This is a genomic window from Mucilaginibacter flavidus (genome assembly GCF_024055575.1).
Lineage (GTDB): Bacteria > Bacteroidota > Bacteroidia > Sphingobacteriales > Sphingobacteriaceae > Mucilaginibacter > Mucilaginibacter flavidus.
Genome location: NZ_JAMXOE010000029.1, coordinates 48123 through 73406, shown reverse-complemented (window position 1 = coordinate 73406; position 25284 = coordinate 48123). Strand labels below are relative to the sequence as shown.

19 protein-coding genes and 1 tRNA gene are annotated in these 25284 nt (G+C 41.1%); 6 read left to right on the top strand and 14 right to left on the bottom strand.

The window, feature by feature from the left end:
- Positions 1-31: 31 nt before the first annotated feature.
- Complete coding sequence (locus NAF19_RS27010) at positions 32-763, bottom strand: PAS domain S-box protein (protein ID WP_252793488.1); 732 nt, start codon at positions 761-763, stop codon at positions 32-34.
- 257 nt (positions 764-1020) lie between these two features.
- On the opposite strand from NAF19_RS27010, the gene NAF19_RS27005 reads away from it, so the two are divergent.
- Positions 1021-1587, top strand: coding sequence for a biliverdin-producing heme oxygenase (locus NAF19_RS27005; RefSeq protein WP_252793487.1), 567 nt, complete (start codon positions 1021-1023; stop codon positions 1585-1587).
- A gap of 7 nt (positions 1588-1594) precedes the next feature.
- Here NAF19_RS27005 and NAF19_RS27000 read toward each other — a convergent pair whose 3' ends face one another.
- Positions 1595-3811, bottom strand: a complete 2217-nt coding sequence (locus NAF19_RS27000) for an ATP-binding protein (RefSeq protein WP_252793486.1) — start codon at positions 3809-3811, stop codon at positions 1595-1597.
- A gap of 140 nt (positions 3812-3951) precedes the next feature.
- Between NAF19_RS27000 and NAF19_RS26995 the strand changes: the two genes are divergently transcribed.
- The gene (locus NAF19_RS26995; RefSeq protein WP_252793485.1) at positions 3952-4314 is read left to right on the top strand and encodes a response regulator; all 363 of its coding nucleotides are present in this window, start codon (positions 3952-3954) and stop codon (positions 4312-4314) included.
- 465 nt (positions 4315-4779) lie between these two features.
- On the opposite strand, the gene NAF19_RS26990 is transcribed toward NAF19_RS26995, so the two are convergent.
- Positions 4780-7164 carry an ATP-binding response regulator gene (locus NAF19_RS26990; protein WP_252793484.1) on the bottom strand — a complete coding sequence of 795 codons (2385 nt, stop codon included), beginning with the start codon at positions 7162-7164 and terminating at the stop codon, positions 4780-4782.
- A 205-nt stretch (positions 7165-7369) separates the two neighbouring features.
- On the opposite strand from NAF19_RS26990, the gene NAF19_RS26985 reads away from it, so the two are divergent.
- A complete protein-coding gene (locus NAF19_RS26985) occupies positions 7370-8578 on the top strand; it encodes an epoxide hydrolase family protein (RefSeq protein ID WP_252793483.1) in 1209 nt (402 codons plus the stop codon).
- Between the two features lie 390 nt (positions 8579-8968).
- Here the strand turns inward: NAF19_RS26985 and NAF19_RS26980 are convergent, their stop codons facing one another.
- Positions 8969-9271 (bottom strand): helix-turn-helix domain-containing protein, encoded by a 303-nt coding sequence (locus NAF19_RS26980; protein ID WP_252793482.1) that lies wholly within the window; start codon positions 9269-9271, stop codon positions 8969-8971.
- Positions 9272-9561: 290 nt separating this feature from the next.
- On the opposite strand from NAF19_RS26980, the gene NAF19_RS26975 reads away from it, so the two are divergent.
- Entirely contained in the window at positions 9562-11658 is a 2097-nt protein-coding gene (locus NAF19_RS26975) for an AAA family ATPase (RefSeq protein ID WP_252793481.1), read from the top strand.
- Here NAF19_RS26975 and NAF19_RS26970 read toward each other — a convergent pair whose 3' ends face one another.
- From NAF19_RS26970 to NAF19_RS26945, 6 genes are read right to left on the bottom strand one after another with little or no spacing between them, the layout of a single operon-like run.
- Positions 11659-12807, bottom strand: a complete 1149-nt coding sequence (locus tag NAF19_RS26970) for a hypothetical protein (protein ID WP_252793480.1) — start codon at positions 12805-12807, stop codon at positions 11659-11661.
- Positions 12804-13247 carry a hypothetical protein gene (locus NAF19_RS26965; protein WP_252793479.1) on the bottom strand — a complete coding sequence of 148 codons (444 nt, stop codon included), beginning with the start codon at positions 13245-13247 and terminating at the stop codon, positions 12804-12806. Before NAF19_RS26965 ends, NAF19_RS26970 begins: the two co-directional genes overlap by 4 nt.
- Before the next feature lie 5 nt (positions 13248-13252).
- Positions 13253-15631: an argonaute/piwi family protein gene (locus tag NAF19_RS26960; RefSeq protein WP_252793478.1), complete on the bottom strand. Its 2379-nt coding sequence runs from the start codon at positions 15629-15631 to the stop codon at positions 13253-13255.
- Positions 15585-16607: a PD-(D/E)XK nuclease family protein gene (locus NAF19_RS26955; protein WP_252793477.1), complete on the bottom strand. Its 1023-nt coding sequence runs from the start codon at positions 16605-16607 to the stop codon at positions 15585-15587. The genes NAF19_RS26960 and NAF19_RS26955 overlap by 47 nt, the downstream gene beginning before the upstream one ends.
- Positions 16607-17215 carry a hypothetical protein gene (locus tag NAF19_RS26950; protein ID WP_252793476.1) on the bottom strand — a complete coding sequence of 203 codons (609 nt, stop codon included), beginning with the start codon at positions 17213-17215 and terminating at the stop codon, positions 16607-16609. Before NAF19_RS26950 ends, NAF19_RS26955 begins: the two co-directional genes overlap by 1 nt.
- On the bottom strand, positions 17205-17840 hold the full coding sequence (locus NAF19_RS26945; protein WP_252793475.1) for an RNA polymerase sigma factor: 636 nt from the start codon (positions 17838-17840) through the stop codon (positions 17205-17207). The genes NAF19_RS26950 and NAF19_RS26945 overlap by 11 nt, the downstream gene beginning before the upstream one ends.
- A 197-nt stretch (positions 17841-18037) precedes the next feature.
- On the opposite strand from NAF19_RS26945, the gene NAF19_RS26940 reads away from it, so the two are divergent.
- Positions 18038-19552 carry an alpha/beta hydrolase gene (locus tag NAF19_RS26940; RefSeq protein ID WP_252793474.1) on the top strand — a complete coding sequence of 505 codons (1515 nt, stop codon included), beginning with the start codon at positions 18038-18040 and terminating at the stop codon, positions 19550-19552.
- A gap of 631 nt (positions 19553-20183) precedes the next feature.
- Here the strand turns inward: NAF19_RS26940 and NAF19_RS26935 are convergent.
- From NAF19_RS26935 to NAF19_RS26925, 3 genes are all read right to left on the bottom strand, one after another.
- Positions 20184-21188 (bottom strand): PDDEXK nuclease domain-containing protein, encoded by a 1005-nt coding sequence (locus NAF19_RS26935; protein WP_252793473.1) that lies wholly within the window; start codon positions 21186-21188, stop codon positions 20184-20186.
- Positions 21185-22450, bottom strand: coding sequence for a site-specific integrase (locus NAF19_RS26930; RefSeq protein ID WP_252793472.1), 1266 nt, complete (start codon positions 22448-22450; stop codon positions 21185-21187). The genes NAF19_RS26935 and NAF19_RS26930 overlap by 4 nt, the downstream gene beginning before the upstream one ends.
- A 502-nt stretch (positions 22451-22952) precedes the next feature.
- A tRNA-Asp gene (locus NAF19_RS26925) sits at positions 22953-23026 on the bottom strand.
- A gap of 89 nt (positions 23027-23115) precedes the next feature.
- Between NAF19_RS26925 and NAF19_RS26920 the strand changes: the two genes are divergently transcribed.
- Positions 23116-23298: a hypothetical protein gene (locus NAF19_RS26920; protein ID WP_252793471.1), complete on the top strand. Its 183-nt coding sequence runs from the start codon at positions 23116-23118 to the stop codon at positions 23296-23298.
- 360 nt (positions 23299-23658) lie between these two features.
- Here NAF19_RS26920 and NAF19_RS26915 read toward each other — a convergent pair whose 3' ends face one another.
- Entirely contained in the window at positions 23659-25206 is a 1548-nt protein-coding gene (locus NAF19_RS26915; protein ID WP_252793470.1) for a DHA2 family efflux MFS transporter permease subunit, read from the bottom strand.
- Positions 25207-25284: the final 78 nt, after the last annotated feature.

The window sequence follows — 25284 nt, the reverse complement described above, 5'->3', positions numbered from 1 at the left end:
CTTTTAAATAACTACTTTTAACACAACGCTTTTACAGCTCTCGCTGAACCCGTTCGCCAGGGAATTGCCTGGTCAGTTTGCCACGGAATGGAGTGGTCAGTTTCCCCGGAATAGTCATTATGGCATAGGTTTCGGCATTTTTGGTCAATTGCATGAGTTTGTCCGATATTAATGTATCTTTTGCAATGATCCTATTGATTAACTGTAGAACAGCTCGCAGGCTTGTCAGGGGAGTCTTAAGTTCATGACTTGCAATGCTGATAAAATATTCTTTGTGTTTTCTAAGTTTATGTTGTTCTGAAATATCTTCGATAATAGTATATCCTAAAGTATTCCCGTGGTCTTGAAATAAAATAGAGGTAACACTACACCATATGATCGAACCGTCTCTCTTTTTAAGGCAAGTTTCAAGGTTAAATGATGGAGTACACAAGTCCCATAATTGAGTTTGAAGATTATACCAGTCGTCATGAAATTCTGGCGGTGTGTAATCTAAAATATAATTTCCTATTATTTCTTCTTTTTCATCATAACCTAATGGGGCAACCATCGCAGCATTGAGCTGAAGTATTTTCAGATTGCTGCCGATTATCTTATTACCAAGCCGTGAAGTTTCAAAAACTGTACGGAACCGTATTTGGCTTTCCTGATAATCTGCCTGTTCTTGATAAGTTACCCGCACCGACGTCGAGTTCGACCTTAAGGATTCGTTTTCCTTTTCTAAGGCTTCAATTCGTTTTTCTAACAATTCAATGGTATCCATAGTCATGATATTCTTTTAAAGCCTAAATCTTATGGAATTAGAAATGAATATAATTTTAAATATAAAAATTATATTAATAATTTAAAACTTTCGTCAAATTGATTATTATTAGGCCGATACACTACTTAACCAATATGCTCATATGTTTACTCCATCCGATTTTTGTTCTTCAGCCCTCACAATTTTAGAAATCTCGCAATATTGCAAAGGTGTAACAATTGAAAGCATATATTTACTGATATATTGATGTATGTAAAATGCTTTCAGAAAAATTAAAAGAGGATACAAAAATCAACCATCAATTGCTGGAAAAAAAACTAGTTCACCAAATGAGGGCCATTCATAACAAACATGATTATGGTAAATTTTTAGCGTTGTTTTACAGTTTCTTTGGTGGAATGGAAGTTAAAATCAAAAAGCACTTTGACCAGGCAAAGTTACTTGACTATGACCAAAGACGTAAAACATCATCTCTTGTGCGTGATTTAACGTACTTAAACGAAAAGTTACCTTTATTAGCACAAACTAACTCGTTGCCACGCATTACAAACCATTTTCAGGCTTTGGGAGCTTTATACGTCATTGAAGGTTCTACGCTGGGGGGCCGGATCATCAGCAAAATGCTTACTGAACAGTTAAGTATGCCGGGCTTTTTCGGCATGTCTTTCTTTAACGGCTATGGAGATCAAACAGCAATTATGTGGGAGGTTTTTAAATCAGCACTCGATCTGCAATCTAACAATGTAGGATATGATATGATCGTACAATCTGCTAACGATACTTTTACTTATTTCAGCCTTTGGTTTGATGAGCAGAATTTTTAAGAACGTATTAATTGTTAAAAGCAACAAAAAAAGTAGACCCTTTATCCAGTTCACTTTCAACCCATATCCGGCCTTTATGTTTTTCCACTATCCGTTTGACTATGGCCAACCCTACGCCTGAGCCTTCAATATCTTTTACATTGTCCATACGGTTAAAGAGTTCAAATATTTTCGGTTGATCTTTAGCTGCAATCCCAAGCCCGTTATCGCTGATTGTATAGCAAATTTCTGTTTCACTTTCCTTACCCTCAATATGCACTTCAGCCGGATTAGCATATTGTGAGTATTTAACCGCATTTCCTATAAGGTTAGAAAATACTTGCAGCATCATCATTGGATCACCTAACAAGTCCGGGGTGTCACCAACTGTTATTTTTAATTCACTGGTATCATAAACAAGATCAAGATCTTTAATAATGTCCCCGATCAAAGCACCAGCATGGATTTTTCTATATTGAAACTCTGATTTACCTATCCTGGAATAATCCAGTATGGCATTGATCATCAAATTCATTTGATCGGCACGGTCTGCAATACGCTCCAGCATCTTTTGTCCACGCTCCGCCAGTGATTGGTCCCTGATGAGCAATTGCGCATAGCTTTTAATGGAGGCTATAGGGCTTTTTAAATCATGGGATATGGTATAGCTGAATGTTTCCAGTTCTTCGTAGGCATGGCGCAACTTTTCATTTAAAAGCCGGATCGCTCCTGCTTTGAGATTGGTGGAATACGCGATTTCCTCTTTAAAACGGGTGACAGATTTGATTTCCTCTATACTCCATTTAGCTGATTTGCCGGCAACCGTTTGTGACCAAACTGCGAAGGAATGACGCGGAGATATTTGCATGAGTCCATTTGTCTGTCCTTCAACGGGTTTGTCGGGATTACCCGCCCATTTAACGGTGTGGATCTGTTCAGGCTTAAACCAGATAACATATTCTTCCAATTCCTGTGATAATATACATACTATCATACCGCTGGCGACGTCCTGATAAGCGGCAGCCTCCGGGAAAATGGCAGATAGTTCAGCCGTATGATAAACCGGCTCTGATACATTTTCCTTTATCCAACTGATCAAACCAGGAAGATATTTATCATCCGGTATCACCCCAAGTTTGGTGATGTGCCTTTCATGGATGAGGATTGCGCCTTGTCCATGAACCGTATTTATAAGATACATTGGCTCTCCGACGAGGGCATCTGTAATGCTTACGTTTTCTTGTAATGCTTTTTCTATTTTAGCTAGATTATCCTTAAAATCATCCTGAATTTGCTGGTTACCTTCCTCTTCTTTATACTCCAGGGCTGAAGATAATATCTGCCCTATCAATTTGGCAAATGCCCTTGATTTGTATTCAATAAACCGCGGCGTATAATTGTGGCAGGCGATAAGGCCCCATAGTTCGTCTTTGCATATAATAGAAATACTAAAGCTTGATGCCACACCCATATTCTTTAAGTATTGAATATGAATTGGTGACACCGCCCTGAGTTGTGACCAGGTCAGGTCCAGTGGTTGATCATTGTCAGCAGCAGTCGTAATTTTTGAAGGCGTGGTATGGACATCGGCAATTAACCTGGTCAGATTTAGTTTATAAAGTTCCCTGGCTTGCTTCGGTATATCGGAAGCAGGGTAATGCAAACCCATCCAGGTTTCCAAATCCGGATTTTTACTTTCTGCAACAACTTCTCCATGCCCATCTTCAGCAAAACGATAGATCATTACCCGGTCATACTGTATAATATCCTTTACTTCTATTGCCGCACTGGCAAGCAATTCCGGCATATTCTTATGTGTTAACATTTCAGCAATAGAATGGCTAATCATATCTGAAACTTCCAGATCAAAAGAAGATCCGGCTAATTCAAATTCCAGCAGGTAATAATCAGCACTTTCAGAAATGATCAAATTATAGGGAATATTTAAAATATTAATGGAAATGGGGCTTATCTTTTTAAAGCTCTTTTTCTCCCGGCCGGAATCGATCAATGTACTAATTAAATTGGATTGGTAATCTAGTCCGAAAAAACCTTCAATATAGTGAAGTGACTGTCCTAATAAGTCCATTGAAATGCCATCTATAAACCTGATTATATTATCGCTGTAATACCGAATAATATTTTCATGATCGATGACAATTAAAAATCCGTGTGATTGCAACTGTCCGGGAATATGGATAGGTTCTATATCGCAATTTGAAAGATCGACCTGGAAATTGCTCATAATTTAATATTGCAAGGTGTAAACAAAGGTGGACTTTTAATTGCACATTTACATACTATTAGATTAATCAATAACAAATACGATGTTGGTGGATTTAATGGCATTGTATTGGCTGTACATTAAATCTCAATATTTGGATTATGAGCAAGAAGATATTAGTGTTGGATGATGATCCGGATTTGCTGGAAGTAATTGATTTGCTTTTGACTGGTGAGGGCTATGATATTCTAACTTTAACAAATGGCGAGCATTTCGAGAAAAATATTGAACAATTCTGTCCTGACTTAATCCTGATGGATGTGATGCTGGCTGGTTTGGATGGGCGCAAGCTATGCCAGAGAATTAAAGCGAATTTACGCAATAAAATGCCCGTTATTTTAATCTCAGGCACCCATGATCTTCAACAGGTTATGAATCAAATTGGGCCGCCTAATGATTTTATTAGCAAGCCATTTGATATTTATGAACTTTTAAAGAGGGTAGAGGTGCAATTATCCGCCTAAATATCCCAAATTATCGGTATTGATTTACCTGATTAGTCGCAACGATTATCCGCCCTCAAATTGCAAAGTACTGAATTTTTAAATACTTGAGTAATGTTAAGGTTATTCCATAGTGTTACGGAATGCAAATTGTAATTAATTTATGCCAAATAACAACCTTAAGGCTCACAATATCAATATAATTCCAAAATATAAAGAAGCTCAAATCACAACACTTGCGAAGGTCACAAGAAATTTATTTGTGGCAAACATTATGAATCTTCTAGATAATTCTATTTATTGGCTCGACAGGTCAAAGAAAAACGAGAAGAAGGTCCTCATAGTGGACATTCCGGAGCCATTGACCACCTCGTTCCGGAATAGCAGAAATATCGTTCCGAAACACTTTGATCATGCTAATGCTCTTATGCACTGAATCAATTTAGTGAGACATCTCACACAAATACATGAACTTGGAGCACGGAATCACATGGTCAAGCCTCCCGGAATATCCAGTTTAAGCAACGATATTGCTTTTTCAGCATTTGGCGCTGTTGTAACGTTAACGGGCCCGTTTTCCAGCAATTTTGAGATCCGTTCTTTTTCGCCGGGCTCTATAACCAGTATGCTTTTAACATCGCGTTCATTGAAACGTTTAATGCCAGAGAGCAGTTCATCAAGAAATTTATTCGACACTGGTTTTAAATGAAAGCTTTGAGCGCCATATTTCATGGCTAATACCCTGTTTTCTTCGCCGGAGATAAGATGTACCGGAATATGGCGTAGATTAAGGTCGTTCTTTAATAGTTTCAATAATTTCCACCCGTTCGATTCCGGCAGGTTAACATCAAGAGTAATAGCTATTGGGTTATGATCTTTTATGCTGTTAAATATTTCAAGATAGGTAACTGCCACAATTGCCTTTAAGTCCAGATCGTGCGCTTTATCTATAATGATTTTTGCAAAGTGGACATCATCCTCAATCACTAAGATCACTTTATCGCCAGGAGCAATATTATGCCGGTCGTCATTTATAGCGGATTCGGCAGCCCCGGCTAAATGTGCGTGGGCATTATCATTGTAAATATTATTGGCAACATACTCGCCCACGGTATTAGCGCCCTCTTTATAATTTAGCGGCAGGTAAAGCGTAAACGTGCTTCCTTTTCCAATTTCGCTTTGCAATACAATTGTTCCGCCCAATAGTTCGGCAAAGCCCTTACTGATGGACAGGCCTAAGCCGGTACCACCATATTTACGGCTTGTTGAACCTTCAGCCTGCTGGAATGCTTCGAAAACAATACCTTGGGTTTTCCTGGAAATACCAATGCCGGTATCTTCAATAGAAAAAGCAATAACATGTTCGTTGCTTTTAACGGGAATATTCCCGGAATTTTCCGGCTTATAGATACGAAGTTTAACCTTGCCTTTTTCTGTGAATTTAAAAGCATTTGAAAGCAGGTTCTTCAATATCTGGTTCAGCCTCCGGATATCGGTTTCCATTATTTCAGGAAGCCCTTCGTTGATATCTATCTCAAAATTGAGGTTCTTTGTTTCCGCAATTGGCTTAAATGTGGTTCCTACAAACGAAGCGATTTCCATAAAGCTAACCGTCATGATCTCGGCTGAGATAACCCCCGATTCGATTTTAGACAGGTCGAGGATGTCGTTGATCAACTGGGTCAAATCATCGCCGCAAGTGTGGATTGTTTTTGCATAGCCGATTTGTTTATCGGTAAGGTTGCCTTCATGGTTCTCAAATAATTGCTGCGCAAGGATCAGTAAGCTATTCAGCGGTGTGCGCAGTTCGTGGGACATATTGGCAAGGAACTCTGATTTGTATTTGGAAGCAAGGGTAAGCTGCTCGGCTTTTTCATGCAATTCATCATTTGCTCTCCTTAATTCTTCCTGCTGAGCTTTTAAATCTCCCGATAAGATGACTAAATCTGCAGCCCGTTTTTCTTTCTCTTCATTTTGAAAAGCAAGTTCCTTGTTTGCAATGATCAACTCTTCCGCCCGTTTTTCCTTTTCTTCATTTTGAAAAGCAAGTTCCTTGTTTGCAATGATCAACTCTTCCGCCCGTTTTTCTTTTTCTTCGTTTTGAAAGGCAAGTTCTTTGTTAGCGATGATCAACTCTTCCGCCCGTTTTTCTTTCTCTTCCGCCCGCTTTTCTTTTTCTTCGTTTTGAAAAGCAAGTTCCTTGTTAGCAATGATCAACTCTTCCGCCCGTTTTTCTTTCTCTTCATTTTGAAAGACAAGTTCTTTATTGGCAATGACCAATTCTGCCGCGCGGTTTTCTTTCTCTTCGTTTTGAAAGGCAAGCTCCTTGTTGGCAATGACTAATTCTTCCGCCCGTTTTTCTTTCTCTTCATTTTGAAAGACAAGTTCTTTGTTAGCAATGACTAATTCTGCCGCCCGGTTTTCTTTCTCTTCGTTTTGAAAGGCAAGTTCCTTGTTGGCGATGACTAATTCTTCCGCCCGGTTTTCCTTCTCTTCGTTTTGAAAAGCAAGTTCTTTGTTAGCAATAACTAATTCTTCCGCCCGGTTTTCTTTCTCTTCGTTTTGAAAAGCAAGTTCCTTGTTGGCAATGACTAATTCTGCTGCACGGTTTTTTTTTCCTTCGTTTTGAAAGGCAAGTTCTTTGTTGGCAATGACTAATTCTGCCGCGCGGTTCTTTTTCTCTTCGTTTTGAAAGGCAAGTTCTTTGTTGGCAATGACTAATTCTGCCGCACGGTTTTTTTTCTCTTCGTTTTGAAAGGCGAGTTCCTTATTCGCAATGATTAATTCTGCTGCCCGTTTTTCCTTCTCTTCGTTTTGAAAAGCAAGTTCTTTGTTAGCAATGACTAACTCATCCGACTTTTTTTTATCCATTTTCTGTCTCTAAAAAAAGTCGGTTTGTTTTAAAATTGTGGGGCTACTGTGGCTCTGCAACAGTAGGGTTGAAAAATTGTTTTGATTAAAAAAAAATATAATGCAACAAACTTCCAATACGAGCTCTAACCACTTCAAATAGTCCATAAAGTGGTTCCGGCTTTTTTGCGGCGTGGTTATTGTGTTTTATTGCTAAACCATTAAAATGAAAAAGCCGTTCAAAATTAATATCAGGCAATCGATCATTAACGATTTAAAGAAAAGGCTCTCAAACACCCGCTGGACAGATGAAATCGAAAATTCAAAATGGGAATATGGCACAAACAAATCTTATTTGAAAGAATTGTGTGATTATTGGCAACATACCTTTGATTGGAAAAAGCAGGAAGAGTATCTTAATTCTTTTCCCCAGTTTAAAACAATAGTTGACGGCGTTGGCTTGCACTACATCCACCAAAAAGGTGAAGGGGAAAATTCCATACCATTGCTTTTAACTCATGGATGGCCTGATTCATTTATCCGATTTTTAAAAATCATCCCTTTGCTCACAAAAGCAGACAAAAACGGCCTCTCGTTTGATGTAATTATTCCATCTATTCCCGGCCAGGGGTTTTCTGATATACCGACAGAACCGGGGATGAATGCCAAACGAATTGCAAAACTATTTACCAGCTTAATGACGGAAGAGTTAGGCTACGAAAAGTTTATAGCGCATGGAGGTGATTGGGGTGCAAGTATTGCGGAACAAATCGCATTATACCATTCTGAATCATTATTAGGCATTCATCTCACCGATATTCCATTTGAACATGGAATGATTGAACCTAAAGATATAACCAGTTCAGAAAAAAAATATTTTGAAACCACAAAAAAATGGCAGATGACAGAAGGTGCCTACTCTATGATACAAAGTACCAAACCTCAAACTTTGGCTTACGGATTAAATGATTCGCCTGTTGGTTTGGCTGCCTGGATTATTGAAAAGTTTAAATCATGGAGCGACAATGATGGCGATTTAGAAACCTGTTTTACAAAAGATGAATTATTAACTAACCTTACAATTTATTGGGCGACACAAACCATCAATTCTGCAATGCGTATTTATAGTGAAGCTATGAAAGCAATGATGAACGCCATGTATAACCCATTAGTAAAACTTAACCCTTTTGATAAGACGGGGAGTAAATCGGAAGTTCCTGCTGCTTTTGCAATCTTTCCAAAAGATATTTCAACACCACCGAAAGATTTGGCGAACAGGTTTTTTAACGTTCAACAGTGGACAGAAATGTCTGCAGGTGGACACTTTGCAGCAATGGAACAACCAGAATTACTGGCGGATGACATCAGGAAATTTGTAAATAACCTGCAGGCTCAACCGCAGCCACAGGGATTTTTAGAAAGTATTTTTGAATAATTAAATTGATATCAGCTATTGTTTGTTGTACGGATTCGTTGATTTAACTGGAGATTCTGATGAACTCAGCGTAACCCACCAGTCTTTTTCAAATGCTTTTGCAGGAATACCACTGTTAACACTTGCTTGTATTAAAGTAGTTCTTCTCTGTTAGTTAGTTAAATTTAGCCAGTTAATCATTCTTCAAATTTATTTTTAGGAGATAATCATAGATGGGTGCCGTAACTAATTTTAAATCATGTTCGAGATTCTTTAGAAATTGCCAAATTTTATGGTACTGAGCATTTATTTCTGTAAGTTTACGTTTTATAATTGATGGATCTCTTCCATCATTTGTGATAAGGTTTAGGTTGAAAAGTCCCTGCGGCGAGCGTTCGGGATTTTTCTTTTTCAGGCAGCGTTAGATGATTTGTCAATTTTGATTCGCTTGCTTTTTACTTCCCCGCTTAAGACCCTGTTAATATCTTCATAATTATAATAAAGAATACCTCCTATTTTGGTAAACGGAATGGTTCCGTTATCCCTTAATGTTTGCAACGTATTATCCGATATTTTTAAAAGATTCTTTACCTGATAGGTCTTTAACCATTTTTTAGGTTCTTCCAACGATTGTCCCAATAATCCTCTGATCTGATTCAGCAGATTTTTTCCAAATTCATGCAAGTCCTCCTTCGTGATGATTTCTACTGCCATAGCTTTAATTTGATTTTAGTTCATTTCAGTTATTGTACGTTATCGGTTTCCTATGAAATCAATAACCTGATACAAATTTGCTTTAAACGGCATCAGGTTTAATCCGAGTTTATCCGAGTCGGATGCGGTTTTTTTTCGATGGGCTTGGGTAATGTAAATTAGATGCAGGGTTGTATTATCTTTAACTTTGTATTGGGTAAGCCTTAATGTAGATTTTAGCCCATTAGAATTAACTATTTTTAATCATAATAAACCGGCGCAAATTTGTTCTGGTAGCTTAACTAACTTTAATGCCCACTGAAACCGCCGTCCTGTTTGATGCCTTAAACACCCCCGAATCGAGGCTGGCCTATCAATTTATTCAACAAACCAATCAAGCCTTATTCCTTACCGGAAAGGCGGGAACGGGAAAAACAACCTTTTTACAATATGTAAAACAACATATTCAAAAAAATTATGCCGTAGTCGCACCCACCGCTGTAGCTGCCCTCAATGTCGGCGGTGTAACGATACATTCTTTTTTTCAAGTGCCGCGAGGCCCCTTGTTGTCGGCTGAACATACTAAGGAAGTTAATCGATTTTCTTACAGCCTCGAGAAGTTTAAATTGCTGCAACACCTGGAGTTGCTTATTATTGATGAGATCAGTATGGTCAGGGTCGACTTGTTGGATTATATCGACCAGGTTTTACGCTATGTCAAAGGAACGTATCTGCCATTCGGAGGAATTCAGCTTTTAATGGTGGGTGATCTTTATCAGTTGCCACCTGTATATGAAAAGGAGTGGCCGGTACTGAAAGCTTATTATTCATCGCCCTTTTTCTTTGACAGTAACGTTATTAAGAAATGCAACTTACTTACTATTGAGCTGACACAAATTTTCCGGCAATCAGATCCGGTTTTTATCGGTATATTAAATGAAATAAGAAGTGGTCAGATAAGTATGGATATTCTCCGTGTACTTAACGAGAGATATAAGTCGGGTGCTGTCGATCCCGATGATCAGATCACGCTCACCACGCATAACCCATTGGTCGCGGAGATCAATCAACGGAGGCTGACTGAGCTTACCGGAGAAGCTTTTACCTTTCGAGCGACCGTATCCGGAGAATTCCCCAGGGATGCCTATCCGGCAGAGAATATCCTCCTGTTAAAAAATGGGGCACAAGTGATGTTCATTAAAAATGATTCAACCGGAAAAAAGGAGTTTTATAATGGCCGGAAAGCCAAAGTGACCGATATCAGCAATCAACATATCCGGGTTACGTTCGATGACGACCACACCGAATTTACCCTAATGCCGGAAACCTGGCATTATCTGAAATATAGCTTAAATCAAGACGAGGGCAAGATCGCCGAAAACAGTGCGGGCAGCTTTACACAATACCCTATCAAACTGGCTTGGGCTATCACCATCCACAAAAGCCAGGGGTTAACTTTTGACAAGGTCATTATTAATGTGGGGGGTGCCTTCGCCCACGGTCAAACTTATGTTGCCTTAAGCCGGTGCCGGACTTTGGAAGGTATCACCTTGCAAGCACCAGTGCGTCAGGAGAATTTAATGATGAGCCGGGATGTGATCGGCTTTATGGAAAAAGCCGCATTGACCGTCCCGGACGAGTTGACTTTAAAGCAAAGCATTCGAAGCTTTGAGTTGCAGATGGTCATAGAGGCTTTTAATTTTGAGCCTATCCTTAACAGATGGATTGAACTTACGGCTGGTTTCGATGTAGAATTGCCCGAGGCGCTAGCTTCCTTTAACCGTATATCGAAAATACTTTCTAATGAACTTGTTGCAAACGGGTCCCGCTTCATTCGTAAAGAGCTTGCAGGATCTGATGCCGTTAGCGGGTTAAAAGAACAGCCGGAGAAAATAATCCGGCTGCAAACTGCCGCTGATTTTTTCCTGCCAAAGATAACGAATGCAGTTAACGACCTGCATAGTCTGTTTTCTGGTGTAAAACAGGAAGAAGTTTTTTCTGTGCTTAACCAGGTACTTTTCCAGTTAACGCTGAAGTCGATTTTGTTGGGTTATGACTTTGGTCAATTTGAGGTCGCGTCCTTTCTGGCCACTTACCGGCGACACACCACCACATTTAAGCCGGTATCAAAAAAGGCGCTGGCCAGCAAAGCGGAAAAGGAGCTTAAAAATCCCCGGTTATTTAATGAGCTGCTTAACTGGAGAAAAGTTTATAGCGCGGCTAAGAACGTGCCCGATTATACCATAATATCCGAAAGGTTGCTGAAGGCGATTGCGGAGAAGGAGTCACGCTCCTTAGATGAACTGTCAGCCATAAAAGGCATGGGGCAGCAAAAGGCACTGGAGTTTGGGGAAGACTTGCTCAAATTAATTGCTTTACAAAGAGGCGAACAGCAGCTATTCGACTGATCAGCCTTTTGTCTTTTCTTCCGGTAATTTGAAATCTTTTTTCAACTGTTCAAAAACGGCTGTTTCGTGTTGGTTATACGCCATCGGATCAGCTTGTGCTTTGTCCCATGCGATATTTAATATTTCAGACACAGACCCTGCTTTTGCGAGAACTTCTGGATATGAGGCCAAATCCGCGTTTTGATAAAATTCATAAAACTCATCTACCAGTTGCTGCAACAACTTTTTCGGAAAAAGCATAGTATATTCCTTGGGCTTGAAACCATCGGTGTCCTTCAAAAACACCTTCCACGCGGCTTCCACTTTCTTCTTTTCTGCGGTCAGCCCCAATTTTTCCATCATCATTAAAACAATGGTCATTCTCGCCTCGTTGGCAGGATGGGAATCAAAATATTCAAAAATACGGCCCGATCCGTGTGCGGTGGACAACAACTTAAGGTTGGTCCACGCGTAGGCTGCGCCCGTCATATAGGTACCCACTAGGTCGCAAGTGAATTCTTCAATCCAGGCCGTCATCCAATAATCCTGCGCCTCCTTCAATAGCTCCAAGTAGTGCGCGCCGAGGCCGTCGTCTTCAATGCGGACCATTTCCTTGATGAAATGCTTCCTGATAATTTCCGTGGATAACTCGCAGCTTTTGCCCTGGAACATGGAATGCAGCAAGTGACCGATCTCGTGGTACATATCCGGTAGATTTAACAGGCTGCTTTCCTCGCCGGCAGGGAGGGCGATGATCTCAAAATAAGGCTCTGCCCAATAATAAGTATCATGATTGCTGATCGTTGAAACGATTGGCGGGGTCGCATTTATCCGGTGCTCGTCGTAAATTCGCTTGATCAGCCTGAAAAAGAAGACTTCCGGATCCCGGTAATTTTTAATCGCCAGGTACCTGTAGGAATGTATGGCATTAAATTCCCTAAGTACCTGGTTATAAAGTGTGATGTTGTTTCCATTCGCGGTTTCAAATTCCAATATGCCGGAATCCAGCGCATTTTGCATGACCAGCCGGATATCACTGAACTGTTTTAAAGTATCAGAAATAAACCGGTCTTTTATATCCGGGTGATGGATGGACTTGGTAATATCCAGTACGACCACATCTATCCGGTGTATCAGGTCAACATACAGCGCTTTTACGAAATCCTTCATCTTCGGTTCGTACGCAGCTTCCTGTAAAGGACCGAAGCCTGATTGTCCAGCACTGAAATAAACTTGTCAATATAAGACAGGTCTTTATTGGTTAAACTCTTACTGCTTTTTACTTTTTCCAGGGCAGCCAGGATCTGATTTCTAAATTCCGTATTGTCCAGGATTTGATTTTTGAAAAGGGGATTATCCCTCAATTCATACAAATTGTTATGGATGTTCTGATTCTGATAAAACATCTCTAGGTCGGACAGGATCAGGCTGATATCTTTTTGCGCTTTTTCCACCTCACTATCTGAAACCTGTAATTTGGGGTGCTGTTCCTCCACGCCAGGCTTGGATACCAGATTACGGCGCTTAAGGGTCAGTACCGAGTTATTCAGCCCGTTGGTAAGGCTGGAAACGGAATTATATTTTTTATAAAGCAAGCTGAAATCGCTCATGATCTTTAATTTAATGAAGGCTCAATTATTTTTAATTCTCTCTCCTGGGTGTTCGCGTAATCAAATTGATGTGCCACATCCCTAATCAGGGTATCGATCAATTTTAAAGGAAGCGGCAGGGAAGTTGGTCTGTCCGGCGATGAAAATGTAAGTTGGGTCAACCTGAACACATCTTCCAGCGCCTTGTCAAAATCAATGTCCCCGCAAGTCAGGCTTACCTGTATAGGATTAGATGATCCGGGAACCCTGTACGGAGCGCCAGTATTAAAAATAAAAGCATGTTTATCGTTCGTATAAAAATAGGTGCCGCATTCCGGGTTTTCCAACGGCTTGTTCAGTCCGTTGTAGGCTGCGGCCCGTACCGGAATCGAAGAGGACTTGGCTACGTCTACCACCCCTGTTTTTACATTTTCTATTGTTATTAAACCCATTTTAGACAATTCCTGGAGCGCTCCGGCCAAAGCTTTTTCTTCCTCCCCGAAACTCACGCCATCCCTTAAAATGACAATACTTTTCGGAGTGTCTTCGCCGGACTTCAAATGTCTGCCCAATACGGCCACGATCTTATCCTGGATTACTTTGAAGTTGATCTTTTCATTCCTGAAGGAGCCAACGGACTTAGAAACCTTTTCGACATCAAAGACTATTTTTTCCCCGTTCTTGAAAAAGAACACGAACCCGGCAAAAAAGTCGTGCGCATCAACTCCGATGTAAAGGTCATGATGAAGATCTTCCGCAAGCGCGTAAGGCCATTTCTTATTGATGATTAGGTATTCAAAGATCGTATTGATCTGGTATGACCTGAAATCTCGCATTAAACCATCAGGAACCTCGTATATCTGTTGTTTAAACCGGTTAAAAATTGGTTTCATGTAACGTTTAAGGCTTTTCGCGCTGACACATTTGATTTTCATCTCTGAGAAAAGTTCCTTCTTGACCAGGCTGTGCAGAAACTTGTTGAACTGCCCGTGATCGCTGTTCTCAGGCAAAATGAACAGGGCATTCCCGCCGCTGAGGTTTTTGTCCATGATCTGCTTTTTCAGGTCCTTCACCACGTTGCTGGCAAACGGTGCAGATTTCAGGGAGTATTGTTCAATAATAAATCCAGGAAACTCGTTTGCTATCTGCTTGATCGCCTTATCAAAATAATATTTGACACTTTTGGCAAAACTGTAAGGCATATCTGCCGGGACGAACAAATACTGGGGCGTAAATACACCCTCATTAATGATCCCGTTATTATAAACATATTCCCGTCTTAGCTTCGGAAAATTCTGCAAAGGAGAACCATAACGGGCGTGGCTGGTATAAGGATTAAGAATCGCATTTTTTCCATACTTGAAAGAGGGCATAGTAAAAACGTCGCATTCCTTCAGGTGTGGTTTATTGTCGATCTTCAGCTCCTGACCATTAAAAATGATGCCCTTAAAATATTTCGAGGCATGATACTCCGCACGCATAAAACGCTTATTGGGCTCGTTGATCGACAGCCGGTGAAGCCCGTTATCCGCAAAATGTATCGCCTTCGCCAAGCAGGCTGCACCGGCGACGGTTTTCGCACTGTTATTGGAGTAACTGTGAAAGAACGTTTCAGAATCCTGCAATAACCGCTGTTTATCGTGTGCGCCTGCATATTTTCCTTTTGAACTGATATAATCATAAACAGTTCCCTTAAAACTTTCCAGTTCGATCTGGTGCTTGGTAATGCCATTGCCTACGGACCGTCCCTTCACCGTATACCAGTCATCTCCATTTTGGTAGAGGTAGTTCCGCCCGTTGATCAGCAGTTCATAGCTTTCAGGTGAATAACCCTTTAACAGTTCATGCAGGTTTTTCTTATCGACATATTTATAAGCCAGGTCAATACACACAAAAACGTTGTTCCGGTCTTCCGCAACGACTTTAAACTTGAATCCGTTGTAAATATCGGTTTGTATATCTTCGGACGCTTTCAAGGGGAACTTACTCAAAAACGTGTTTGGTCCCCCATCCCATAAATTGGTATTGCGGTTCAGTTGAAAGTCGATTGAACTTTCGATAAAACGAAGTCCGAGTTCTATATTATTTTCACTCGCGGTAACCGGGTTAAAAGTATGCAGACCGGCTACTGGGGTCAGGATAATATCCATCGGACTGCCCGGAATGACACGCCTTTTGAAGTCTGAATCAGCTTTAACTGCGATATATCTCTTGCCTTCGTGATAGGCTAAGGAAACACATCCCTTGGTCTCGGACGAAAGAAAATTGATCGCACTGAAGAATGCCTTATTGAGCTCCTTCTGGTTGGTTTCAGTGCCCTCGACCGCCACGTCAACCAAACGATATTGAAAGCTAAGTTCAAGCCAGTTCTTTAACCTGAACCAATTTATAATATTCGTCTTCATCGTAATTAAAGTTATTAAAAATCAAATGTTTGCAAAGAAATTTAAATTTGCAGGTGATGCAAGTTTCGGGTTTGTCCGTCGTCGCATAGTCCGCTATATTCAATTCATTCCATAATTTATTTTGTGATAATTCTTCCTGTTCATCGCTGAAGGAGGAAACATAATCCAATGCCGCTGCCGAGGTCGCTTTGGTAAAAGGATGCTGCTTGATCTCGCCGTTCATCAAATTGATCTCAAAAAGCGAATAGTTGTCCAACGTTGGCAGCGGCACCCACTTGCGTTGCAGAAACCAGCTTTTGATACCATGAAAAACGACGATGCCTTCCAATGTCAATTGACGAGCGTAATCCGCTGTCGGGCTTTCTGAAACCTTCCAGTCGATCACGTGGGTTTGCCTGCCTGCATGACGAACCAAATCGACCTGCGGATTGATCAGCACGTCGTTATGCTGGTATTTGAAATACCGCACGTCAGCACGCAAATAAGAAGAAGAACGCAGGTATTCATCCATTGATTTCCCTGCTTCAGGGCTCGGGTAACCCGGAAAGTTCAGAATGATCTGGTGTATATTCTGATAAACCTCCTCGATTTCTTCTGGCAAATAAGGTGTATTCGATTCATGTATATCAAGGATCAAAACGTCCGCGCCAGCCTCTGTCCGTGAAATATCCGGGTCTTTATAATAACCATTTAGGGAGAAATCAAACTGCCTCTGCGCCAACACCACGAGTTCGTCTGCGATAGCTTTAAAATCCGGTTGAACTTTTTTCTTATAAAGCGGAATGATTTTCTTGGTGATCAACTGGTCGATCAGATCCCCCTGCCACATTTTCAAGGTTTTCATCTTGGACAATTCATAAGCTTTCCTTCTCAACGGATGCGTAAAATGGAAATTAGCGATCTCGTAAGAAAAGCAAAATTTCCGGTGGCACTGCCGTAAAGTGGATAGCTTCGATATGTTCCAGTCCTGACTCATTAATTCATCTCATTGTATAACTCAGACAACCGGTTAGTATATTTTTCCAACGCTTCCTTATTCTGATATAAATAGCTTTCGTCCGCTTTTAAATGCAAAAGCTCCGTTCCCAGATCACCCCTTTTTACCCCTTTCCTGAAATACGGCTGTGCACTGACCGGCATGGCCAGGAACATTTTATTTTCTGAAATTAGCTTCTCAAATGTTTGGTCGATGGCTTTTTTCACTTCGGCCAGTGGAATGCTCAGGTACTTCAGCAGCTTCACTAGGGATTTAACCGGAATACTGTTGGTAAAGGCCAGGTCATCCTTGATCGCGTCCAGAACAGAGGTGGTCAATCCTGTTAGTTTATAGATTTCTTCAGGAGAAGTTTGTGCTTTCCCTAAAGAGGTGGTCACCAGGGCTCCCAAAGTTTCTTTTGATAAAGATTTCTGCAACGATGCTAAAAGACGGTCCACTTTATGATCGGACAGCGAAACAGTAACCGGGACTGAAAAAATATAACCCGATTCCTGCTCAATCGTTACATCCATTGACTGGCTATGATCATTGGTGATATAGGCACTCAAAAGATTTTCGAACGGTAGTATCTTTTCGTTAGTTTTCATTGCTTGATTCTTTTAAAATTTCTAAAGTTTTTTTCTGGACTTTAGCTTTGGCCCTGATGAATTTCACTTTAAGCTGTTTGTTCTGTATAGCCAGCATTTCAGCGATCTCATCATAACTATAATTGTTCATTCTTAGCAGTAGCAGTTCCTTTTCAGATTCACTGATACAGGCTAAGGCCTTTTGCATCGCAAAAAACAGTTGACTGTTCTGACCTTCATCATCGTGGGGGTTCTCTCCCTTAATCGTTTCGATAAATGGTTCATAGCCGCTGATGTCAAATGCCTCGTCATCATAGGTTTTAATTTCATTCACCCAGTCATTGAATTCGAACACCAACAATTCTTTTCCCTTCCTTGATCTGACGGACTGGAGAATATTGTTCTTATGAATTTTAAAAAGCCAGTTCTTGAAATGGCTCTCCGAGGAAAATTCATAACGCTCGATCACTTTTCCCACCGATTCCAGTGTCTTATATAGAATATCATAGCATTCATCTTCATCTAACCCCCAATTAGTTGCCGAAAACTGGTATAAAGGTTTTCCGTAGTTCTCATAAAGGATCGTCAATCCTTCCTTAAGCCCAGCTTTAAATCTTTCTATAACTTCTATATAAGTTCCTTTCATGTTTTTCTTACCACTATATATGCTTTGAGGTTACCATTATCCCGGCGATTATGAGAAAGTATAAAAATAATGAAATCGTTTGGGAATAAATTCCTCTTCAAAGACAAAGATGTCATAAAGATTTTCACACCGGTGTTAAACTGAAAATAAGGAATAATATATTTAAATTTACTATTCTCCTTATCGATCTAATATTTATGAACATAACCTTGTACTTTGAGGCGGCGAAATTATCGCCGGACAGATTTGAAATAAGAGTCAACGGAAACGCCCATCCGGAATTTCCTGCATTTGCGAATTATAACGGCGAGACGATGCGGCAACTCGTTTTCAATGATTACCAGGACGCAATACTGAGTATTCAGGTCGATCAAAAGGATAACCAACAATTAACGATATATCTTTTGGCTTCCGATGTTCAGGCAGGCAAGTCTATCGTGAGGACACCGTTCCAGGGATCTGGAGAGAGTGTTCAGGTCAGCATTGATACCGCCTCGCTCATGCAAGAAATAAGCTTCCGGCAACAGGAGATTAGCATTGACTTCAGAAAAGAAAGAAAAGGGCGATCTCCGTTCAAAAAGCCGGGACGGGGAATGAACACGTCCGCCGATTTCGAGTTAAGTGAGGATTTAGTATTTATCGACACGCCGGGCTTGGAAACGATAGATTACGATCATTATGACCAGACACCACCGGAGAAATTGGTGTCAAAAACCAATACCAAGCGGAAAAATACCGTGATTGATGTTTTCTATGCAACAGACCGAAAAAAAGATGCGTCTGCCACAGACAATTCTTATTCCGAGTTAAGAGGTACCATCAAATTAGGGATGTGTAAAGTGAATATTCCTAAAAGGAAAAAAATGGGGGAGGTTCCAAGGCCCCAATGGTATAAGCTGGAATTCCGGGAGAGCCCGGAAAAACACATGATGATTTTGGAAACGAAAGAATTGCGCCCTAATACATTTTTCAAGAACCTGTCAGGAAAAGTTCACTCCTCCCCGGAAGAGGATGCATTTGTTTTCGTACATGGGTATAATGTGAATTTTCAGGAAAGCATTCTTCGCGCTGCCCAGATTGCACAGGATATTAACTTTCTCGGAGCGCCGATTGTTTATAGCTGGCCGTCAAGAGCCGCAACATTGTTATATATGTCCGACGAAGATAATGTCCAAATGACCGTAAGCAATATCGTTCAGTTTCTGAAAGATGTACGGACAAGCACCAAAGCTAAAAGAATACATTTGATCGCGCACAGCATGGGAAATCGTGCCCTGACCAGGGCGCTGATCGAGCTGCAATACGATAATTTTTACGATGGATTTTTATTTAATCAGGTTATACTGGCTGCGCCGGATATAGATGCCCAGTATTTCATTAAGGAAATTGCGCCGAAGATCATACATTATTCAGGTCGGGTCACGCTATACACCTCCGGCAAAGACCAAGCACTTAAAGCCTCCAGAAAGATACATGGGGATATCTTACGTACAGGATTGTCCGCCGGAGAAATTGTGATTTGTGATGGTATCGATACGGTTGACGCGAGTAATGTCGACACGGATCGCCTGGGGCATGGTTATTTCGCAAGCACAGCTCCGTTGCTTAACGATATTTATCAAATCACAAGGAATGATCATTCGCCGGAAGAACGAAATTTACGTGCGGTATCGGTTGGGGAAAAGACCTACTGGGAGTTTGCCATCTCGTAAGTTCAATTCCTGGTGTGAATCCACGGGGAATAATTATAGAAGGTAACATCCGCATTGTGAACGTTCTACGTTCCCAATTCAAGGCTTCACATCGTTTGAACCATTGTCCTGAAGTAATTACGAACGCAGTGCGTTCGTAATTAAAATGAATTGTGCCCGCATCGCGGGCACAATTCGATTATCAATAAAAATCCGGAATTATTTTTTTACGGCTTCGTTATTTAATTGTTTCTGAACTGTGTACGCACAGCGTACACAGTTCAGAAACTCTGCCGATGCTTTAAGTTGTCAAGAAATCCTTGACAACTTATTTATCAAATATATAATACTCGGCGATGGTCGCCGTAAACAATCAATATGGTAAATTAGCATTGAACGCCATAACCGATAGCAATTGTGTCCGCAATGCGGACACAATTAAGATTCTGTTTGACATCACAGATTATGAAAACGATATGATCGAAATCAAGATTTGAATTGTGCACGCACTGCGTTCACAATTCAAACAATTTCGAGAAAGACCAATTGTGCCCACACTGTGGACACAATTCAAATCCAAGGAGCCAATAGACACCTTGGATTTATCTAAGTCAATCACCATACGACAAATTTGATCTTTCAAATTGGAAGATCAAGTGTCCTTATTATTTTGTTTTATCAGCTCGTTGGAAATTTCTTTAGAAAGCTGTTCGGCCGTAGGCAAGTACAATTGGTACTTTGATGCAAAAATATTACTCTTTTCAGGCAAGGTATATTTAACAACCGTATCATTTTTTTCCAGGCAAAGTAATATACCAACAGTCGGACTTTCATGCGAAAGTCTTTCAACCCGGTCATAATAATTAACGTACATCTGCAATTGGCCGAGGTCCCCATGCGTTATTTTGTGGGTTTTTAGTTCGATGATAACAAAACATTGCAGCAATCGGTTATAGAATACCAGGTCTACAAAAAAGTCATCACCGTCAAGATGAATTCTTTTTTGCCGCGCCACAAATGAAAAGCCGTTACCCAATTCCAGCATAAATTCCTGGAGATGGGTAATTAAGGCAGATTCCAGGTCCTTTTCAAAATAGGTGGCTTCTTGTTTTAAGCCTAAAAATTCCAGTACCATCGGGTCTTTAACGATGTCCCTCGGTTGATCCGGTTGTTGCTCGTTTCTCGCGACTGACAGAACCTTTTCTTTATCTGTACTCAGTAACAGCCTTTCATAAAGTTGACTTCCGATCTGTCGTTCCACTTGCCGAAAGGACCAATTATTTTTGATTGTTTCGATCTTATAAAATTCTCTTTTCTCTGCTTCCGGTATTGTTAGTAGTAAAGAATAATGAGACCAACTCAATTGTGCAGACACTGTCTGCACAATTGGAAAGCCTCTATAAAACTGACGAAAAAGGTTAAGATTCCGCGCAGAAAAACCTCGGCCAAATTGCGGCTGCAATTGCTCCGACAAATACGTTATCAGCCGTTCTCCGTAAACTGCTCGCTCTTTGCCATGTTGCTCCTCTTCAAAAATTCGTTTACCTATGTGCCAGTACATAACCACACGCGCATGATCTACAGCACGAACTGCCTTATCTCTTGCGTTATTTATAATTGATTGAATATCGGTTATAATTGATTCGTTTAAATTCATGCTAATTCCCTTCCATTTAATTCTGCTTCAACTAATTCTTCCTGTTCCCTTAACCTCGTTTTCAAGGCGTTCATATCCCGGTTAACTTTACGATCCTTTGTTTTGGCATAAAGTTGTGTTGTGGAGAACTTGGTGTGGCCCAACATTTTGCTGACTGTTTCCATCGGCACATCATTATCCAATGTTACAGTAGTAGCGAAAGTGTGGCGCGCAATGTGTGTGGTTAGGATTTTGGTAATACCGGCCAAATCACCGATCTCTTTGAGGTAAGCATTCATCTTTTGATTGCTTTTGACCGGCAACAATTTATTGAGCACGATCCCGCAATCGTGATTCCTGTATTTCTCAATGATCTCTTTGGCGCGGGGTATCAGCGGCACGTTGGATTCAATGCATGTTTTTGTCCTGGTAGTTTTCACCCAGGTTACTTTATCTATGCCGGTGACGATATGCTGAGGTGTCAGTTTTTCGACGTCTACAAAAGCATATCCCGTATAACAGCAAAAAAGAAAAATGTCCCGCACCTCTTCTAACCGTTTCACTTTGAAATGATGGTCAGCCAGGATATTGATCTCTTCCCATTCCAGCTCAGTCCGGTGTACTTTTTTATAGGTACACTTAAATAAATTAAAAGAATTGGTTTTCAGCCAACCGTTGTTAAATGCCAGGTTGATGACTTTTTTAAGGTTTTTAATATAGCGCATGGCTGTATTATGTTCTATGCCTTCATGGGTCTTCAGGTACATTTCGAGGCCTAACACAAATGCGTAGTCTATGGACTCCAGGTAGATATCCTGCTTTTTGTATTTATACAAAATATAGTCCGCTGTCTTGCTTCGTACCGTGTTGTATTTGGTCAGGGTAGCTTTTACATAATCTTTTCCGACAAGCGCTTCGAGATCCTTGTTGTGCTCGTCAAATACTTCCAGCAGCATCCGGTGAACAATTCCTTCTCCAGTGTACCGTTGCTTGATTACGTCCGCCGAAATGAACTCATCGGTCCTTTTAAGGTCGTCGTAGGCAAGCCGGATTTCGTTGGACGCTTCTGCAATAGCGGCGTTTACGTTCTTTACGTCCTGCCCCGGCCCCTTTAAGAACCCCGCCTGTGCATCCCATTTTTTAGGATCGATCTTTCTTTGTAAAGAAATCTCTACTCTTTTACCCAGGTAGGTGATCCTGGCGTATAAGGGCACATTACCATTTGCATCTGTTTTTCTTTTGTCAGCCCAGATGAGAACTGAGAACCTTTGTGTACTTTTCATACCACGTTTGATTTTAAATTGTTAACTGCATTAATTTTGAGTTTAAATGGCCTTTTTTGAGGTCATTTCATCATATTAAATGCTTTAAAATCAACTGTTTACCTTGTTATTCGGTGACTTAAATCCAAAGCTTCCAAAAAGGTCACCGATTAAGACACTTTTCGCCGAAAAATAAATCTCGTCCGAAAGGAACCCGAACCCGCGACACCATAACCATTGAGGTCAATTGAGGTGCTTTGATATCAACCGAAATTCAGGTGTTCAAAGAGCCAGAATTTTGGGTAGTTTTGAGCTGTTTTAAACCCAAATCATGCCGTACTAACTAATTGAATACCATTTAGTTAACGTTAATTTGTGGCTAAATTAGTGATTAGAAACAGGTCGCCGAATAGGTCACCTGGATGAGTCATAAAGCCTGAGTAGTTATGCGGTTTTTTGAGCAAAAAAAAACGCTTAAACCATTTTGATTTAAGCGTTTTAAGGTGTGTTTACTTCCTTTTAGCGGAATGGACGGGACTCGAACCCGCGACCCCATGCGTGACAGGCATGTATTCTAACCAGCTGAACTACCACTCCGGTTGTCCAAAGATAGCCTTTGGACGGGGTTGCAAATATACGCACCATTTTTTATTACACAAACAGTTTTTTAAAAAAGTTTATTTTATGTGGAAAAAGGGGCGCAGGGCGTTTTAAATGATGATTACCATATCGCGACACCCGCTGTTTTAAAGAAAGCCAAGGCGTTTCGGCAGGTATTTTACGTGCTGACCTGGCGGAACGGCGCGCGACGCCGTTTCGTTTTTGTGGGCAGCATGATGTTTTTAATTGAAAAAAGCGGATGGCATTAATCCGGAGGACGCTGGATTTAGACCTCGCGTTGCGGCTCAGGGCCTGTCATGGATGCTACCCAAAGCCTATTTTCATTTATTTTTCATTATTCGCGTTTCTATCGCCAATAATATTTGCTTTTTTGGGGTAAATAATTGTACATTTAGACCTTAGATTAAATAATCCTGGCTTCAGACTTTATAATTTGTTACCGGGGGATAATAAAATTTTAATTGTAGTTTTTTGGGGAAAGCTGTTCATGTAAAATGAACAGCTTTTTGCTTTTTACATGGTTTTTAACCATGGCACAACTGAGGTCGCAGAGGGTCAATATAATCGTTGGTCCATTAAGACGTCGGACTAACGACTTCAGACTCCCTTTAATGCGCATCCACCGGCAACTTCACTGCTTTTTTAAATGGCTGCAAGTAAAGCAGCGGTATCGAAAACAACATCACCAGGCCTGATATCCAGTAAGCATCGTCATAAGTTAATAACAACGTTTGCCTTGTAATAGCGCCCTCAATTGCCGCGTAAGCCATTTGAGTAGCATCGAGCACCGATTTGCCTTTTGCAATAAAGCTTTGGGTATAAAGGTTGAGTCGTTGTGTAAACGCGGGGTTATAAGGATTGACATGCTCAATAAGTACACTGCGGTGAAAGCCCGACCGTATATGAATAATGGTGGTTAATACTGCTATACCAAACGAACCGCCCAACTGACGCATCATGTTATTTAAACCGGTACCCTGGCCCAACTCAGGGCCCTTTAGGTCGGCAATGGCAAGGGTGGTAAGTGGTACAAACAATAGGGCCATACCAACACCACGTATCAGCAGTGGTACCAATACATCCGCCTGTCCGGTGGCAAGTGTTGAATTGCTGAGCATAGTGGTAAACACAAAGAACAAAAACATGCCCCCTGTGGCCATAAACTGCGCTGGTATACCCTTGTTAAGCATCTTACCGATAAAAGGCATCATCACAATGGTACACAAACCACCGGGGAAGAGCAGCTCACCGGTTTGCTGCGCGGTAAAGCCCAGCAAATTCTGACAAAACACCGGGAACACGAACACTGAGCCATAAAGCCCAAACCCCAGTATAAACGATGTAAACATCCCTACGGCGAAACTTCGATGTCTTAATATACCGAAATTCACTATCGGATATTCGATGCTCATTTCACGCCATATAAACAATATTACACCTAGTACGGCAGTAACTGTAAGCACCAGGATGTATGTCTTTGCAAACCAATCTTCCGATTCGCCTTTTTCAAGCACGGTTTGTAAGCTGCCCACCGCTATAGCCAGCAGGATAATTCCCCACCAGTCAACCGGCTTGCCCTTTGCATCTTTGGGTGTTTCCCTTATAAAAGTGAATGCACAAAATGCCGCAATAGCACCTACGGGTATGTTCACATAAAATATCCAGCGCCAGGTGGCATGGTCAGTAATGTAGCCACCTATGGTTGGCCCCACTGTTGGGCCTACCACAGCACCTAAACCAAACAGCGCTGTAGCGGTACCTATTTGCTCGCGCGGCCAGGTTTCAACCAGTATTGCCTGCGAGGTGGATATTAAACCACCACCAGCAACGCCTTGCAAAATCCTGAATATTACAAGCTCGTCAAGTCCGGTTGCATTACCACATAAAAACGAGGCAATGGTAAATACGATGATGGAGGTTATAAAATATTGTTTTCGCCCAAAGCGGCTGCCTAACCAGCCCGACATGGGGAGTACAATTACGTTTGCTACTGCATAGCCCGTTACTACCCAGGCAATATCCTCCAGGGTAGCGCCGAGGTTACCCTGTATTTGGGGCAAGGATACGTTTACTATCGTGGTATCTATCAGCTCCAGCAAGGAGGCAACGATAACCGTGATGGTAATGATCCACTTTTTAAAGCCGGTTTCAGCCATTTTTTCTAAGTCTTAAGTCTATAGTCGTTAGTCTTAAGTCAAACATCTCCACAGTCGGCCAACCGACTTCAGACTTCA